We start from the raw sequence: 16,053 nt of genomic DNA on the forward strand, positions 1-16,053 counted from the left end.
ACAAGGGCCATCCATGGCCCTTCAAGCGGGGCCGCCATCGATATCTCGCGGCATCCATGCCGCTCGCCCCCTGCGCAATGCCTGCGTTCGGCCTCCTGAAGGGGGCATTTGCGCGCCTGAACGTACATTGGTTCCGGGCATGCCCGGCGTGTTCTGGTAGCTATGGAGCCGAGATTTGGCTGTCGAATTAAACCAATACTTTCATTCGCGCAGTTTCATGCAGTGAACAGCTTGCCGGCTTGCAGCCGACATTAAGGTCAGCCCTAAGGCTGACCCATGTTCAAACACTCCACGCTAATTCTGGGTTACCTCGGGTTCAGGCGCGTGCAGAGCCCGCCCAGGAGGGCGAACGGAATCGTCGTGGAAGAGGTTGAGCGACATGGATGTCGCGAAAGCCGCGATGGGCCAGGGACGGCCCTTCGCGGCGGGCCTCTGGAACGGCGATGGAGTGAGCGAACCCTGGCGAAGCCAGGGCCGGATGACCGGGCGGAGGGTTTTGGTTACTTTTGCCCGTCAAAAGTGACTCGCCCGGGAGGGCGAAACCAAAAACATCAACAAAAACGCGGCAACCCGGAACAGACACAGAACAACTAACACAGTATTGCCAGTCCGGTATCAAGCAAGCAGCTCAAGACCTGGCACGAGGTTTCAAGGAAGTGCCTTAAATGAACGTCAGGATTTCATCCGGTTGCCCGCTCGCGAACCGAGGGAACACCGCAGCTTCGCGAGCAGAGGACGGATCAGCCCCGCTCGACCGGCGTCGAGCTGAGCTCGAAGGGGCTGTTGCTGCGCCGTTGGTTACGGTCGTCACGCGGCGTGGCGCCGAAGAAGTTACGGTAGGCGCTGGAGAAATGCGGCCCCGAGGAAAATCCACAGGACAAACCGATCTGGATGATCGACTTGCTGGTCTGCATCAGCAGTTGTCGCGCCTTGTTCAGGCGCAGCTCCAGGTAGTACTGGCTGGGCACGCGGTTGAGGTACTGCTTGAAGATGCGCTCCAGTTGCCGACGTGACACGCAGACGTGCTGGGCGATCTCGTCGGTGGTCAGCGGCTCCTCGATATTGGCCTCCATCAGCAGCACCGCCTGGGTCAGCTTGGGATGGCTGGAACCCAGACGATTCTGCAATGGGATGCGCTGGCGCTCGCCGCCTTCACGGATGCGCTCGACCACCAGCTCCTCACTCACCGCGCCGGCCAGTTCGGCACCGTGGTCACGCGCCAGCACCGCCAGCAGCAGGTCGAGCACCGCCAAGCCACCACAGACGGTGAGGCGGTCACGATCCCAGTCGAACAGATGGCTGGTGGCGATCACCCTGGGGAAGCGTTCGGCGAAATCGTCCTGCCAGCGCCAGTGCACCGCCGCGCGGTAGCCGTCGAGCAAACCAAGCTGGGCCAGCGGATAGACCCCCGCCGACAACCCGCCAATGACGCAGCCACTACGCACCTGCTGCTTGAGCGCGGCAGCCAGCGGCGCCGATACCTGAGCCGGCGGCGCATCGGCGAGCAGAAACAACTTGTGCAGGCCATCCATGTGCCCGGCCCAGGGCTCGCCCGGCAGGCGCCAATCCCCCGCCATTGACGGCTCGGCCTGCAGGAATACCAGCTCGTAGAGCACCTCGGGGTGTACCCGCTGCGCCACGCGCAGGGCTTCCTCGGCCAGGGACAGGGTCAGGGCCTTGGTGCCGGGCCAGTATAAAAAGCCGATTCGATGGGGGGTCATTAGTGTCTATTCAATGGGCTCAACGCACCCGTAAGTGCGCAGTCTAGCTTCTTATTATTTGAGACTACCGGAAAGGAACTGCTTGAGCCGTTCGGATTGTGGATTGGCCAGCACTTCACGCGGGCAGCCACGCTCTTCCACCAGGCCCTGATGCAGGAACAGCAACTGGTTCGACACCTCGCGGGCAAAACCCATCTCGTGGGTCACCACCACCATGGTGCGGCCTTCGCCGGCCAGATCCTGCATCACCCTGAGCACCTCGCCGACCAGCTCCGGGTCGAGCGCCGAAGTCGGCTCGTCGAACAGCATCACCTCCGGCTCCATGGCCAGGGCACGGGCGATGGCCACGCGCTGCTGCTCGCCGCCGCTCATGTGCGCCGGGTAGGCGTCCTTGCGATGGGCCACGCCCACCTTGTTCAGGTAATGCTCGGCCTTGTCGCGGGCCTCGGCCTTGTTCATGCCGAGCACGTGCACCGGCGCCTCCATCACGTTCGCCAGGGCGCTCATGTGCGACCACAGGTTGAAGTGCTGGAACACCATGGCCAGGCGCGCGCGCATGCGCTGCAGTTGCTTGGCATCGGCGGCACGCAGCGAACCGTCCTTGGCCGGCACCAGCTTCAATTCTTCACCGTTGAGCAGGATCTTGCCGGCATGAGGCTGTTCCAGCAGGTTCAGGCAGCGCAGGAAGGTGCTCTTGCCCGAGCCGCTGGAGCCGATGATGCTGATGACGTCGCCGGCCTTGGCCGCCATCGACACACCCTTGATCACCTCATGGCTGCCGTAGCGCTTGTGCAGGTCCTGGACTTCGAGTTTGTACATGTTCGGGTTCTCTTGAATCGGCATGGCATCAGGCCTTGCGCGGGGCCATGTAGGCCAGCCAGCGACGCTCGGCCAGCTTGAACAGGCGCACCAGGGTGAAGGTCAGCGCCAGGTAGAACAGGCCGGCGGTGATGAAGGCCTCGAACGGCATGTAGTACTGCGAGTAGACCGTGCGCGCCGCGCCGGTGATGTCCACCAGGGTGACGATGGAGGCCAGCGAGGTGGTGTGCAGCATCATGATCACCTCGTTGCTGTACTGCGGCAGCGCCCGGCGCAGCGCCGAAGGCAGCAGGATGCGGCGATAGAGCTTGGCGCGCGACATGCCCATGGCCTTGGCCGCCTCGATCTCCCCCGGCGGCGTCGCCTTGAGGCTGCCAGCGAGAATCTCGGCGGTGTAGGCGCTGGTGTTGATGGCGAAGGCCAGGCAGGCGCAGAAGGTGGCGCTGGAGAAATACGGCCAGAGAAAGCTGTCGCGGATGGACTCGAACTGCGCCAGGCCGTAATAGATCAGAAATAGCTGCACCAGCATCGGCGTGCCACGGATCACGTAGGTGTAGAGCCAGGCCGGGAAGTTCACCCAGGGCGACTGCGACACCCGCATCAGAGCCAGCGGCAGAGCCAGGGCCAGGCCGACGCTCAGGGAAATGCCCAGCAGCTTGAGGGTCACCAGTACACCGCTGAAATACAGCGGCAGGTTTTCCCAGATCATCTGATAATCGAAGATCATAGTTCGGCCACCTTGGTGCCCACCGAGTAGCGTTTCTCCAGCAGGCGCAGGGCCAGCAGCGACACGCTGGTCAGCAGCAGGTACAGGGCGGCCACCGCCAGGTAGAAGGTGAAGGGTTCGCGGGTGGCGTCAGCGGCACTCTTGGCCTTGAACATCATGTCCTGCAGGCCGACCACGGAAATCAGCGCGGTAGCCTTGGTCAGCACCAGCCAGTTGTTGGTGAAGCCGGGGATGGCGAAGCGGATCATCTGCGGCACGAGGATGCGAAAGAACACCTGCACCCCGCTCATGCCATAGGCAGCGCCGGCCTCGCCCTGCCCCTTGGGAATGGCCATGAAGGCGCCACGGAAGGTTTCCGACAGGTAGGCGCCGAAGATGAAACCCATGGTGAACACGCCAGCGACGAAGGGGTTGATGTCGATGTACTCATCGTAGCCGACCATCGGCGCCACGCTGTTCACTAGGCTCTGGCCGCCATAGAAGATCAGCAGGATCAGCACCAGATCGGGAATGCCACGGATCACCGTGGCATAGGTTTCACCGAGCAAGGCCAACCACCTGATGGGTGACAGGCGGCACGCCGCGCCGATCAGGCCGAGAAAGATGGCCAGCGCCATGGACGTCAGCGCCAGCAGCAGCGTGAGCCAGGCGCCATCGAGAATGGTCGAGCCATAGCCTTGAAGCATGCGCGAATACCTCGTCAGGCACCGCAAGGGCGCCAGGGAGCACAGTGGAAAGGTCAGCGGTGGCGGCCAGGCTCACCACAAGGGCCATCTGGTGAGATGGCCCAGAAAAACGGCACGGCTTGCGGCAAGCCGTGCTGTCTGCAGGTTAGGCTTATTCGCTGTATACGTCGAAGTCGAAGTACTTGTCCTGCACCTGCTTGTAGGTGCCGTTGGCGCGGATCGCCGCGATGGCCGCGTTGAGCTTGTCGAGCAGGTCCTTGTCGCCCTTGCGCACGGCGATGCCCTGCCCTTCGCCGAAATACTTCACATCGGTGAAGTCGGGGCCGACGAAGGCGAAGCCCTTGCCGGCGTCGGTCTTGAGGAAGCCGTCGTCGATGTTCACCGAGTCGGCCAGGGTGGCATCCAGGCGACCGGCCTGCAGGTCGAGGAAGACTTCGTTCTGCGAGCTGTAGCGCACCACTTCGGCACCGGCCGGGGCGAATACGTCGGTGGCGTAGCGGTCATATACCGAGGAGCGCTGCACGCCGATCTTCTTGCCCTTTAGGTCGACCAGCGGATTCTTCAGCTCGGTGCCGGCCTTCATCGCCAGCTTGGCCGGCGTGGCGTAGTACTTGCCGGTGAAATCCACGGACTTCTTGCGATCCTCGGTGATCGACATGGACGACAGCACGGCGTCGAACTTGCGCACCTTGAGCGCCGGGATCAGGCCGTCGAACTCCTGCTCGATCCATTGGCACTTGACCTTCATCTCCTCGCACAGGGCGTTGCCGATGTCGTAGTCGAAGCCGGCGATCTGGCCATCGGGGGTCTTGAAGGCGAAGGGCGGATAGGCCGCCTCGATGCCGATGCGCAGCGGCTTCTCGGCCATGGCCAGGGGCGACAACAGGGACAGCGCCAAGGCGCCGAGCAGTGCGATCTTCTTCATTCTTTGCTCCTCGAATTTGGGTATGGCATCGATGGCAGTGAGGGGCCCGGGCCTTTTATGGGTGATAGAAGGCAGTGCTGCGCTGTCGTGCAGGGTGGACGACAAGGGGCCTTGGCTGGGTGTGCGGCATTCTAGCGGCAGGCATTGAGGGGATATTTCTTCAATGCGACAACTAATTACAGAAGCGCAGGATGCACAGGCGAGAGATATTGACAGACAGAAAAAGCAGTGATCAACAGAAAAAATCCAAACGAATCTTCAAAGCAAGACCCAGGCCATGAAATCGCCACCCTCTCTATTTCGGGGCTTGCGCTGAAGAGTGAGCCATCACGGCGGCCAGCAGGCGCACCGAATCAGAGCAATTGCGTTCCCGAAACGCCCAGTCCGGTGCAGGGTGTTACCCGGCAGCTAGCAACAGCCCCCAGCAGGCCGTTGAAAAACGTAGGCGACGACTACATGGATGCAGGAGGTAGAGCGAAGCAGGAAGCCCGAGCCGAGGCAGGCAGTGCAATACCGATTGCGGCCCCGCAAAAACAGCCGCAACGACCAGCGGGAGTAACAGCCGAAGGCTGACCCGAAGGGCGAACGCAGTGAGTCAAGAAGCACTGGGCCCACACTCGGGTTTACGTGTTGTAAATGAGCATTTTTGACGGGGGCGCCTAGCCTGGGCTCGCACGCGAGGCTGTTTTTAACGCAGTATTGCCAACGCAGGTAGTTTTTCAACAGCCTGCTAGCCAAACACCCCTGCGTCACGCAATCTGGCCACACCTTCGGCATCGAAACCCAGTTCGGCCAGTACCTGCTCGGTGTGCGCGCCGAGCGCCGCGCCGACATGCCGTGGCGGCGGCAGGCCCTCGGAGAACTTCAGCGGGCAGGCCAGTTGCGCCTGCGCCGGCAGCCCCTCGCGCGGCACCTCGGTCACCAGTTCACGGGCGCGGATCTGCGGATGCTCCAGCGCCTCGGAGAGCGGCAACATGGGTTCGACACAGGCATCTAGCGTGGCGAACACCTGGCTCCACTCGGCAAAATCACGCCTCTCGAACTCGATCGCGATCTCACGCTTGAGCGCCTGCTGATCCTCCGACTTCTGCGACAACCCACGAGCCGCCAGCTCCGGCCGCCCGATGGCCTGACAGAAGGCCTGCATGAACTGCGGCTCCAGGCTGCCCACGGCGAACCAGCGGCCGTCACGGGTGCGGTAGTAATCGTAGAAGCTGCCGCCATTGAGCGGCTGATTCTCCATGGCCGGCTCCACTCCCGCCCCCAGGTAACCAGCACCGGCCATGCCGTGCAGGCTGAAGACGCAGTCGGTCATGCTCACGTCCACCTGCTGCCCCTTGCCCGTGGCCTGGCGCTGCACCACGGCGGCGAGCAGACCGATCACCCCATGCAGGGAGCCGCCAGCGAGATCCGCCAGTTGCACGCCGAGCGGCAGTGGGCCGCTGTCGCGGCGCCCGGTGTAACTGGCGATGCCGGACAGCGCCAGGTAGTTGATGTCGTGCCCGGCGCGCTCGCGGTACGGCCCGGTCTGCCCATAGCCGGTAATGGATACGTAGATCAGCCTTGGGTTGATCGCCTTGAGCGCCTCGTAGCCCAGCCCCAGCCTGTCCATCACGCCGGGGCGGAACTGTTCGAGCAGGATGTCGTACTCGCCCACCAGCCTCTTGACCAGCTCCACCGCCTCGGGCCGCTTGAGGTCGAGGGCGATGCTGCGCTTGTTGCGATTGAGGTAGGCATGGCTGGTGGAGGTGCCGCCCTCGTGCGGCGGCAGCACCCGCACCAGATCCATGCGCGTGGGCGACTCCACGCGCAGCACCTCGGCGCCCATGTCCGCCAGCAACAGGGAGGCGAACGGCCCCGGCAACAGGGTGGAGAAGTCGAGGATTTTCAGCGAAGACAGTGGGCCGGACATGGCGATTCCCGTTTCCTGAGTGTGATGTAACCGATAGCGCCGCGCAAACTCCAGCAACACCGGGCTGTTGAACCCTACAGTTTCATACCGCGACTGATGATCTCCTTCATGATCTCCGAGGTGCCGGCGAAGATGCGCTGAATGCGCGCATTCGCGTACATCTTGCAGATCGGGTACTCCCACATGTAGCCCCAGCCGCCATGCAGTTGCACGCCCTCGTCTACCACCTTGCCGAGCAGCTCGGTGGTGAAGAGTTTGGCCTCTGCGGCGACTTCCGGGGTGAGTTTCTTCTGGTTGTGATCCAGCACGCAGCGGTCGGTGAAGACCTGCGCCACGTCGACCTGGGTGCGCATTTCCGCCAGTTTGAAGCGGGTGTTCTGAAAATGCGCCACCGGGCGCCCGAAGGCCTGGCGTTCCCTGACGTAATCAATGGTGGTCTGCAGGGCCACCTCAGCCCCGGCCACTGCACCGCAGGCGTTGGTCAGGCGCTCCTGAGCGAGCATGTTCATCAGGTAGAAGAAGCCGCCCTTGGCATCGCCCAGCAGATTCTCCTTGGGCACCTTGACCTCGCTGAAGAACAGTTCGGCAGTGTCCTGGCTGTGCATGCCGAGCTTCTTCAGCTTCTTGCCGCGCTCGAAGCCGGGCATGCCACGCTCCACCAGGAACAGGCCCATGGCGTGTTTGTTGGCCGGGTCGGTCTTGGCCGCGACTATCACCAGGTCGGCCAGGTAGCCATTGGAAATGAACACCTTGGAACCGTTGAGCAGCCAATGATCGCCCTTGTCCACCGCCGTGGTGCGCATGCCCGCCAGGTCGGAGCCGGCAGACGGCTCGGTCATCGCCACGGCGAGAATGGTCTCGCCGCTGACGATGCCCGGCATGAACCGCGCCTTCTGCTCGGCGTTGCCATACTCGGCGATATAGGGGCCGCACAGGGCCGAGTGCAGCGGGATCATGAAGCCAGGCTCGTTGATGCGCGCCAGCTCCTCGCACATGATCTGCTCGTAGCGAAAATCCTTGAGCCCGGCGCCGCCGTACTGCTCGTCCGCCCAGGGCAGCAGAAACCCCATCTCGCCGGCCTTGCGCCATACGCTGCGGTCGACCACGCCGGCGGCCTCCCACTCCTCCTGATGCGGCACCACCTCCTTGTCGAGGAACGTCGCGAAGGCATCGCGGAACAGATTGTGCTCGGTGTCGAAATGGTTGCGCTGCATGGGGCGGATCCTCCGCTGCTTGTTATTGCGCGAAGGTTAGGTGTGCCGCCGCATGCCGCTCAATGACCCATGCGCTCAGGTGCGGTTGACTCATTCGGTCAAAGTAGCTGGTGATACCGGACTGGCAATACGGTGTGAGTGCTCGGTGGTTTTCGGTGTTCAAGCTGCTTATAGGTGTTTAGCTGACGTCTCTCGTTTCGCCCTCCCGGGCGAGTCACTTTGCGGGCAAAGTAACCAAAACCCTCCGCCCGATCATCCGGCCCTCGCTGCGCGAGGGTTCGCTCACTCCATCGCCGCTCCAGAGGCCCGCCACGGTGGGCCATCCCTGGCCCATCGCGGCTCTCGCGACATCCATGTCGCTCGACCTCTTCCACGACGATTCCGCTCACCCTCCTGGGCGGGCTCTGCACGCGCCTGAACCTGCGGTAACCCAGAATTAGCGTGGAGTGCTTGAACATGGGTCAGCCTTAGGGCTGACCTGAATGCCGGCTGAAAGCCGGCAAGCTATTCAAGCGAATGAAAGTGCGCGAATGAAAGTTTTGGTTTAACCCGGCGGCCACATCATGGCTCCACTGCTACCAGAGCACGCCGGGCATGCCCGGAGCCAATATACGCTCAGGCGCGCTAACTCCCCCTTCAGGAGGCCGAACGTAGGCATTGCGCAAGGGGCGAGCGGCATGGATGCCGCGAGAGGCGTAATGGGCCAGGGATGGCCCATGTACGCCGACCCCGGAGCGGTGCCGGAGTGAGGGAAGTCGAGCGAAGCGAGACCCGGATGGCGGGGGTGCGTTTCTTTTGCTTACTTTTCTTTGCGCAGCTCAAAGAAAAGTGAGTCGCCCGAGGGGGCGAAACAAGGAGTTTCTGAACACACCGAAGCGGCGTTCAGAACACCAGTAAGCCAACACACAAACTTGCCAGTCCGGTATCAAGCCCCCAGACCTACCCGAAGCCCCTCAAAAAGCCCGCCATAAAGGCGGGCCGAGGGTGACACCTCAAGAAGGTCAAGCCAGCTCGCGATTGGCCGGAGCTGCCGGTACGGCAGGTGCCTCGACCATATCGGGCCTGCCATCGGATGCCAGCTCACGCTGCAGCGTGTCCTCATCCAGCTCCTTGCACCACTTGGCGACCACGATGGTGGCCACGCCATTGCCCACCAGGTTGGTCAGGGCCCGGGCTTCGGACATGAAGCGGTCGATGCCGAGGATCAGCGCCAGACCGGCCACCGGCAGGTGGCCGACGGCAGACAGGGTGGCGGCGAGCACGATGAAACCGCTGCCGGTCACCCCAGCCGCACCCTTGGAGGCCACCAGCAGTACCAGCAGCAGGGTGATCTGGTGGGTGATGTCCATCGGCGTGTCGGTGGCCTGGGCGATGAACACCGCGGCCATGGTCAGGTAGATGGAGGTGCCGTCGAGGTTGAAGGAGTAACCGGTGGGAATAACCAGGCCCACCACCGACTTGTTCGCCCCGAGCTTTTCCATCTTGCTCAACATGCGCGGCAGCGCCGACTCGGAGGACGAAGTACCGAGCACGATCATCAGTTCCTCGCGGATATAACGGATGAAGCGCAGGATGCTGAAGCCATGGGCCCGGGCGATGCCGCCCAGCACCACCAGCACGAAGAACAGGCAGGTGATGTAGAAGCACATCATCAACTGCCCCAGTTGCACCAGCGAACCCACGCCGTACTGACCGATGGTGAAGGCCATGGCGCCGAAGGCACCGAGCGGCGCCAGCTTCATGATCATGTTGATGATGCCGAACATGACGTGGGCGATGCGGTCGATGAACTCCAGCACCGGCTTGCCGAAATCCCCCATGCGCTGCAGGGCGAAGGCGAAGAGTACGGAGAAGAACAGCACCTGGAGGATGTCGCCATTGGCGAAGGCGCCGACCACGGTGTTGGGGATGACGTTGAGCAAAAAGCCGATGGTGCTCTGCTGCTCGCCCGCCGTGGCGAAGGCAGCGATCTTGCTGGCGTCCAGGGTGCTCGGGTCGACATGCATGCCGGCGCCCGGCTGAGCGATGTTGACCACCAACAACCCCACCATCAGAGCGATGGTGGACACCACCTCGAAGTACATCAACGCATAGCCGCCGGTACGGCCGACCGCCTTCATGTCCTGCATGCCAGCGATGCCGCTGACCACGGTGCAGAAGATGATGGGGGCAATGACCATTTTGATCAGTTTGACGAAACCGTCGCCGAGCGGCTTCAACGCAACACCGGTTTCCGGATAGAAGTGGCCGAGCAAGATACCCACGGCGATGGCAAACAGCACCTGTACGTAGAGCACCTTGTAGAAGGGTTGACGGTTGACGGCAGTGATCATGGCAATACCTCGACGCCCCGTGGCAGCATCCGCAACACGCCAGGGGGCTTTGCATAAACGATGCCCCTCCTTCTGGAGGGATTTATTGTCCAGGTGCGCCTCGCGCGCCCTTGTACGCTGCCATCGCAAACGCCATGCCACAGGTTACAAAATATTAAAAACCTTCAATTTCAATGAGTTGATAAGCATAAACTCTGCTAACGCAATGATACGCCTGGCGGTTTCCCGCACGCGCCCTGCACCAGCCTGGCGGATATCCCACCGCTCGGCGTGCTTGTTCAGCAGGCGGGGGACTGGCTACCATCGCCAGCAAAAAGGCTGAACCCTCCATGCGCGAACGCACTATCGCCAGCCACTTCGTCCAGGCCGCTTTACGCGGCGCGCAGCGCCATGGCCAGCCCTGCGACGACCTGCTGCGCCAGGCCGGCATCCAGTCGGCAATCCTCCAGCAGCCGCGCGCGCGTATCGCCCCCGAACAGTTCGCCCGCCTGGTGCAGTTGCTCTGGGAAGCCCTCGACGACGAGTACCTGGGCTTCGGCAGGCTGCCGAGCAAGCGCGGCACCTTTGCCATGATGGGGCACGCCATCATCCATTGCCGCACGCTGGAAAAGGCGCTGAACCGCGGCGTGCTGTTCTATGGCCTGTTTCCCGAAGCACCACGCATTCGTCTGCAGCGTGAGGGCGACTGGGCGCGCCTGAGCGTGGACGACAGCGCGCTGTGGGATCCGGATCACTTCCTGCTGGAAAGCCTGCTGGTGATCTGGCACCGCCTGGGCAGTTGGTTGATCGGCCAGCGCATCCGCCTGGAAGAAGCCACCTTCGCCCATGCGGAGCCGGCCCATGCCGCCGAGTACGACCTGCTGTTCCCCTGCCCCCGGCGCTTTGCCGCTGGGGGCAACAGCCTGCTGTTTCATGCCCGCTACCTGGACATGCCCCTGCTACAGGACGAGCGCACCCTCAAGCAGTTTCTCCTGCACTCCCCCGCCGACCTGCTGGCCCGCCCCGATGGTGGCGCCAGCCTGATCAGCCAGATCCGCCGTCTGCTCGGCCGCGATTGCCGCACCTGGCCGGATCTGGAGCGGGTCGCCCAGCAGTTGCACACCAGCCCGCAGACCCTGCGCCGGCACCTGCGTGAGGAAGGCAGCAGCTTTCAGGAGCTCAAGGATCATCTGCGCCGCGATCTGGCCATCTACTACCTGGGTCGCAACGAGATGACCATCGAGATCATCGCCGAGCAGCTCGGTTTTTCCGAACCCTCGGCGTTCCACCGCGCCTTCAAGAAATGGACGGGGCTGACGCCCGGCGCCTACCGGGCCGCTCAGTAGCGATCAGCTCAAACCTGCCGCGCGCGCACGGGCCGCGTGCAGTTTCTTGTAGCTATCGATCAGGCGCAGGTGCTTGTCCAGGCCTTCGAGCTGCATGCTGGTCGGGGTCAGGCCATGGAAGCGCACGCTGCCGTCCACCGAGCCGATCACCGCGTCCATGCGCTCGTTGCCGAACATGCGCCGCAGGTTGTGCTCGTAGTTGGCCAACTCCAGCTCATCGTCTAGCTGAATCTCCAGCACGGCGTTGACCGCCTGATAGAACAGGCCGCGCTCGACGGTGTTGTCGTTGTACTGCAGGAAGGCCTCGACCAGCTCCTTGGCGTCGTCGTATTTCTTCAGCGCCAGGTTGATCAACAGCTTCAGCTCGAGGATGGTGAGCTGGCCCCAGACCGTGTTGTCGTCGAACTCGACGCCGATCAGCGTGGTGATGTCGGTGTAGTCATCGACCTCGGTGTTGTTCAGGTTGCGCAGCAGCGACTTCAGCTCGCGGTCGCTCAGGGCGTGCAGGTTGAGGATGTCCTTGCGGAACAGCAGCGCCTTGTTGGTGTTGTCCCAGATCAGGTCCTCGACCGGGTAGATCTCCGAGTAGCCCGGCACCAGGATGCGGCAAGCGTTGGCGCCGAGGTCGTCATAGGTGGCCACGTAGACTTCCTTGCCCATGTCCTCAAGGATGCCGAACAGGGTCGCGGCTTCCTGCTCGTTGGAGTCGGCCCCCTCGCCGGAGAAGTCCCATTCGACGAACTCGAAGTCCGGTGTGGCGCCGAAGAAGCGCCAGGACACCACACCGCTGGAATCGATGAAGTGCTCGACGAAGTTGTTCGGCTCGGTCAGCGCCAGGCTGTCGAAGGTGGGTTGCGGCAGGTCGTTGAGGCCCTCGAAGCTGCGCCCCTGCAGCAGCTCGGTAAGGCTGCGCTCCAGCGCCACCTCGAAGCTCGGGTGCGCGCCGAAGGAAGCGAACACGCCGCCGGTGCGCGGGTTCATCAGGGTCACGCACATCACCGGGAATTCGCCGCCGAGCGAAGCGTCCTTGACCAGCACCGGGAAGCCTTGCTCCTCCAGGCCCTGGATGCAGGCGAGGATGGCCGGGTACTTGGCCAGTACGGCCTGCGGCACGTCCGGCAGGCACAGCTCGTTCTCGAGGATCTCGCGCTTGACCGCTCGCTCGAAGATTTCCGACAGGCACTGCACCTGGGCCTCGGCCAGGGTATTGCCGGCGCTCATGCCGTTGGAGAGATACAGGTTTTCGATCAGGTTGGACGGGAAGTACACCGTCTCGCCATCGCTGCGGCGCACGAACGGCAGCGAGCAGATGCCGCGCAGGGTGTTGCCGGAGTTGGTGTCGAACAGGTGCGAGCCGCGCAGCTCGCCGTCCGGATCGAAGATGGCTCGGCAGTGCTCGTCGAGAATTTCCTCGGGCAGCGCATCCTTCGGCCCCGGCTTGAACCAGCGCTCGTTGGGGTAGTGGACGAACGCGGCATTGGCGATGTCCTCGCCCCAGAACTGGTCGTTGTAGAAGAAGTTGCAGTTCAACCGCTCGATGAACTCGCCCAGAGCCGAGGCCAGCGCGGCCTCCTTGGTCGCGCCCTTGCCATTGGTGAAGCACAGGTTCGACTGCGCGTCGCGGATATGCAGCGACCAGACGTTGGGCACGATGTTGCGCCAGGAGGCGATCTCGATCTTCATCCCCAGCTCGGCGAGGATGCCCGACATGTTGGCGATGGTCTGTTCCAGCGGCAGATCCTTGCCGGGAATGTAAGTGGTGGTATCGGCTACCGGCATCAGCAGCGCCTGGGCGTCGGCGTCGAGGTTCTCCACCTCCTCGATGATGAACTCGGGGCCCTGTTGCACCACCTTCTTCACGGTGCAGCGGTCGATGGAGCGCAGAATCCCTAAGCGATCCTTCTCGGAAATGTCCGCCGGCAGCTCGACCTGGATCTTGAAGATCTGCGCGTAGCGGTTCTCCGGGTCGACGATGTTGTTCTGCGACAGGCGGATGTGCTCGGTGGGGATGTCGCGCGTCTGGCAGTACAGCTTGACGAAGTACGCCGCGCACAACGCCGAGGAGGCCAGGAAGTAGTCGAACGGCCCCGGCGCCGAGCCGTCGCCCTTGTAGCGGATGGGTTGGTCGGCCACCACGGTGAAGTCATCGAACTTGGCTTCAAGTCGAAGGTTGTCGAGAAAGTTGACCTTGATTTCCATGGGGGCTTACCAGAATAGCGGGTGGGACGATCAGCCCGCCATTATCCGGGTTTTGCCCCGGATGTCTCGCCCCGCGGCTTCAGTCGTACAGACGCACGCGGAAGCAGGCCCCGCCGAGTTCGGAATCCTCCAGGCTCAGTTCGCCGTCGTAGCTTTCGACGATGTCCTCGACCACCGCCAGGCCGATGCCCTGCCCCGGATTCTGCACATCCAGGCGCTCGCCACGCTGCAACACGCGTGCGCGCTGGTCGGCTGGCACGCCAGGGCCATCATCTTCGATGGTCAGCAGACAACCGTCCGCCAGTGGCTCCAGGCGTACCCGCACCTGATGCAGGCAGAGCCGGTAGGCGTTCTCCAGCAGATTGCCGAGCAGCTCCATCAATGCTCCACGCTCCATGGTGATCTGGCTGTGCTCGGGCACGTCGAGGGTGGCCTCGACCTGCTTGTCGCGATACACCTTGGCGAGCGAGCGACACAGGCCGTCGAGCAGCGGCCAGACCTGCTCGCGATGACGCACCAGGCCACTGCGGCGCAGGCTGGCGCGCTGCAACTGATAGCCGACCTGCTGGCTCATGCGTTCGATCTGCGCCTGCATCAGTTGCGCCTGCTCGCGGTTCTCCGGCTGCGCGGTGAGCGTCTCGCCGATGCCTTGCAACACGCTGAGGGGCGTTTTCAGGCTATGGGCAAGATCCTCCAGAGAGTCACGGTAGCGTTCGCGCTGACGCCGTTCGCTGTCGAGCAGGCGGTTGAGGGAGCTGGTCAGGCGCAGCAGTTCGCGCGGATGCTCATCGCTCAGGCGCTGGCGAGTACCGGCCTCGACGCCATCGAGTTCGTCACTGAGGCCGCGCAGACTACGGAAGCCCCAGGTCAGACCGAACCACAGCAGCCCCAGCAACACCATCAGGGCCAGGCCCAGCCACAGGCGCAACTTCCAGGCGAAGCCATCGAACAGACTCTGGTACTCGCGCGTCGGCTGCATGGTGACGATACTCAGCGCCGTTTCATCACCGCGCAGCAGATCCACTTCGATGTCGTAGACGAAATACTCCTGGCCGTTGTGGTCGTCGTGGATACGCACGAACTCATGACCATGCCCATCATAGCGCGGCAGGTAACGCACCAGTTCGTACAGGGAAGAGCGCGAGCGCCAGATCAGATTGCCGTCGCGGTCGAAGATGAAGCCCAGCAGATGCGAGTCGAGGTTGTCGAATTCCTCGTCTGGCATCTTGTCCGGCATATGCAACTGGCCGTCCTCGATGCGCGCGGCCGAGATCAGTGCGGCGGCATCGGAGGCCAGGCGTTTTTCCACGGTCTGCTCCAGGGCGCTGAGAAACACCCCCTGCAGCACCGGCAGCAACAGCAGCATGAACAGCACCGCCAGAGCCGCCGTGCCGAGCATCAGGCGCAGGCGCAGCGAACCGAGACGGGCACGCAGACGGCGCAGGATGATGCGCGCGTGCCTCACTTGCAGCGCTCGTTGAACATGTACCCCTGGCCGCGCACAGTCTCGATCGGTTTGCTCTCCAATGCTGTCTCGAGCTTGCGCCGCAGCCGCCCGACAAGCACCTCGATGACGTTCGGGTCACGTTCCTCGTCGCCAGGATAGAGCTGTTCCATCAGGCGTTCCTTGGCGATCACCTGCTGGTGATGGAGCATCAGGTATTCGAGGATGCGGTATTCGTAGGCCGTCAGTTGCAACGATTGCTCACCGACCGTGGCCTGCTTGCGGTTGAGATCCAGCACCAGATCGCCGGTTTCGATGGTCGACTTGGTGAACCCCGACGAGCGCCGCAGCAAGGCGTTCAGGCGCGCTTCCAGCTCCTCGAACTGGAAGGGTTTGACCAGATAATCGTCGGCACCACAGGACAGACCTTCCACCTTGTCCTGCCAGTTGCCGCGCGCGGTGAGGATAAGGATCGGGAAGTGCTTGTCCTGGCTGCGCAACTGGCGAATCAGGTCGATGCCACTCATGCCCGGCAGGCCGAGATCAACCAGGGCCAGGTCGTGATTGAAGTTGTCCGCGCGGTACAAGGCCTCCTCGGCGGTACGCACGGCATCGACCACATGGCCGTTTTCACTGAGACGAGTGAACAGGTGGTGACGCAACAGGGCCTCATCCTCCACCACCAACAATTTCATGATCCGTGTTCCCTCCTCTTTTCAGTTATACGAAGGCCGGGTATACGCCCGGC

General features: G+C 62.9%; 12 protein-coding genes. 1 reads left to right on the forward strand and 11 read right to left on the reverse strand.

Annotated features, from left to right (window positions below):
- Positions 1-740: 740 nt before the first annotated feature.
- The 8 genes from argR to PVE35_RS13905 form a co-directional block, all read right to left on the reverse strand.
- Complete coding sequence (argR, locus tag PVE35_RS13870) at positions 741-1,721, reverse strand: transcriptional regulator ArgR (protein ID WP_277372137.1); 981 nt, start codon at positions 1,719-1,721, stop codon at positions 741-743.
- A 54-nt stretch (positions 1,722-1,775) separates the two neighbouring features.
- Positions 1,776-2,540, reverse strand: a complete 765-nt coding sequence (locus tag PVE35_RS13875) for an ATP-binding cassette domain-containing protein (RefSeq protein WP_277372138.1) — start codon at positions 2,538-2,540, stop codon at positions 1,776-1,778.
- A 28-nt stretch (positions 2,541-2,568) separates the two neighbouring features.
- Positions 2,569-3,267 carry an ABC transporter permease gene (locus PVE35_RS13880; protein ID WP_277372139.1) on the reverse strand — a complete coding sequence of 233 codons (699 nt, stop codon included), beginning with the start codon at positions 3,265-3,267 and terminating at the stop codon, positions 2,569-2,571.
- Positions 3,264-3,953, reverse strand: coding sequence for an ABC transporter permease (locus PVE35_RS13885; RefSeq protein WP_277372140.1), 690 nt, complete (start codon positions 3,951-3,953; stop codon positions 3,264-3,266). The genes PVE35_RS13880 and PVE35_RS13885 overlap by 4 nt, the downstream gene beginning before the upstream one ends.
- A 151-nt stretch (positions 3,954-4,104) precedes the next feature.
- Positions 4,105-4,878: an ABC transporter substrate-binding protein gene (locus PVE35_RS13890; protein ID WP_277372141.1), complete on the reverse strand. Its 774-nt coding sequence runs from the start codon at positions 4,876-4,878 to the stop codon at positions 4,105-4,107.
- Between the two features lie 730 nt (positions 4,879-5,608).
- On the reverse strand, positions 5,609-6,790 hold the full coding sequence (locus PVE35_RS13895) for a CaiB/BaiF CoA-transferase family protein (protein ID WP_277372142.1): 1,182 nt from the start codon (positions 6,788-6,790) through the stop codon (positions 5,609-5,611).
- A 74-nt stretch (positions 6,791-6,864) separates the two neighbouring features.
- Entirely contained in the window at positions 6,865-8,004 is a 1,140-nt protein-coding gene (locus PVE35_RS13900) for an acyl-CoA dehydrogenase family protein (RefSeq protein WP_277372143.1), read from the reverse strand.
- Between the two features lie 1,001 nt (positions 8,005-9,005).
- Positions 9,006-10,337 carry a dicarboxylate/amino acid:cation symporter gene (locus PVE35_RS13905; RefSeq protein WP_268183262.1) on the reverse strand — a complete coding sequence of 444 codons (1,332 nt, stop codon included), beginning with the start codon at positions 10,335-10,337 and terminating at the stop codon, positions 9,006-9,008.
- A gap of 329 nt (positions 10,338-10,666) precedes the next feature.
- On the opposite strand from PVE35_RS13905, the gene PVE35_RS13910 reads away from it, so the two are divergent.
- Positions 10,667-11,662 (forward strand): AraC family transcriptional regulator, encoded by a 996-nt coding sequence (locus tag PVE35_RS13910; protein ID WP_268183260.1) that lies wholly within the window; start codon positions 10,667-10,669, stop codon positions 11,660-11,662.
- Positions 11,663-11,665: 3 nt separating this feature from the next.
- Here the strand turns inward: PVE35_RS13910 and PVE35_RS13915 are convergent, their stop codons facing one another.
- From PVE35_RS13915 to PVE35_RS13925, 3 genes are all read right to left on the reverse strand, one after another.
- Positions 11,666-13,861 carry an OsmC domain/YcaO domain-containing protein gene (locus PVE35_RS13915; protein ID WP_277372144.1) on the reverse strand — a complete coding sequence of 732 codons (2,196 nt, stop codon included), beginning with the start codon at positions 13,859-13,861 and terminating at the stop codon, positions 11,666-11,668.
- Positions 13,862-13,940: 79 nt separating this feature from the next.
- Positions 13,941-15,326 (reverse strand): ATP-binding protein, encoded by a 1,386-nt coding sequence (locus PVE35_RS13920; protein ID WP_277372145.1) that lies wholly within the window; start codon positions 15,324-15,326, stop codon positions 13,941-13,943.
- Entirely contained in the window at positions 15,323-16,000 is a 678-nt protein-coding gene (locus PVE35_RS13925; RefSeq protein WP_268183255.1) for a response regulator transcription factor, read from the reverse strand. The genes PVE35_RS13920 and PVE35_RS13925 overlap by 4 nt, the downstream gene beginning before the upstream one ends.
- Positions 16,001-16,053: the final 53 nt, after the last annotated feature.

The organism is Pseudomonas sp. AA-38, from assembly GCF_029457475.1.
Classification (GTDB): domain Bacteria; phylum Pseudomonadota; class Gammaproteobacteria; order Pseudomonadales; family Pseudomonadaceae; genus Aquipseudomonas.

Excerpts from the sequence above, each read along its gene's own strand:
- argR (WP_277372137.1), bottom strand. The coding sequence starts at position 1,721 with ATGACCCCCCATCGAATCGGCTTTTTATACTGGCCCGGCACCAAGGCC.
- PVE35_RS13875 (WP_277372138.1), bottom strand. The coding sequence starts at position 2,540 with ATGTACAAACTCGAAGTCCAGGACCTGCACAAGCGCTACGGCAGCCAT.
- PVE35_RS13880 (WP_277372139.1), bottom strand. The coding sequence starts at position 3,267 with ATGATCTTCGATTATCAGATGATCTGGGAAAACCTGCCGCTGTATTTC.
- PVE35_RS13885 (WP_277372140.1), bottom strand. The coding sequence starts at position 3,953 with ATGCTTCAAGGCTATGGCTCGACCATTCTCGATGGCGCCTGGCTCACG.
- PVE35_RS13890 (WP_277372141.1), bottom strand. The coding sequence starts at position 4,878 with ATGAAGAAGATCGCACTGCTCGGCGCCTTGGCGCTGTCCCTGTTGTCG.
- PVE35_RS13895 (WP_277372142.1), bottom strand. The coding sequence starts at position 6,790 with ATGTCCGGCCCACTGTCTTCGCTGAAAATCCTCGACTTCTCCACCCTG.
- PVE35_RS13900 (WP_277372143.1), bottom strand. The coding sequence starts at position 8,004 with ATGCAGCGCAACCATTTCGACACCGAGCACAATCTGTTCCGCGATGCC.
- PVE35_RS13905 (WP_268183262.1), bottom strand. The coding sequence starts at position 10,337 with ATGATCACTGCCGTCAACCGTCAACCCTTCTACAAGGTGCTCTACGTA.
- PVE35_RS13910 (WP_268183260.1), top strand. The coding sequence starts at position 10,667 with ATGCGCGAACGCACTATCGCCAGCCACTTCGTCCAGGCCGCTTTACGC.
- PVE35_RS13915 (WP_277372144.1), bottom strand. The coding sequence starts at position 13,861 with ATGGAAATCAAGGTCAACTTTCTCGACAACCTTCGACTTGAAGCCAAG.
- PVE35_RS13925 (WP_268183255.1), bottom strand. The coding sequence starts at position 16,000 with ATGAAATTGTTGGTGGTGGAGGATGAGGCCCTGTTGCGTCACCACCTG.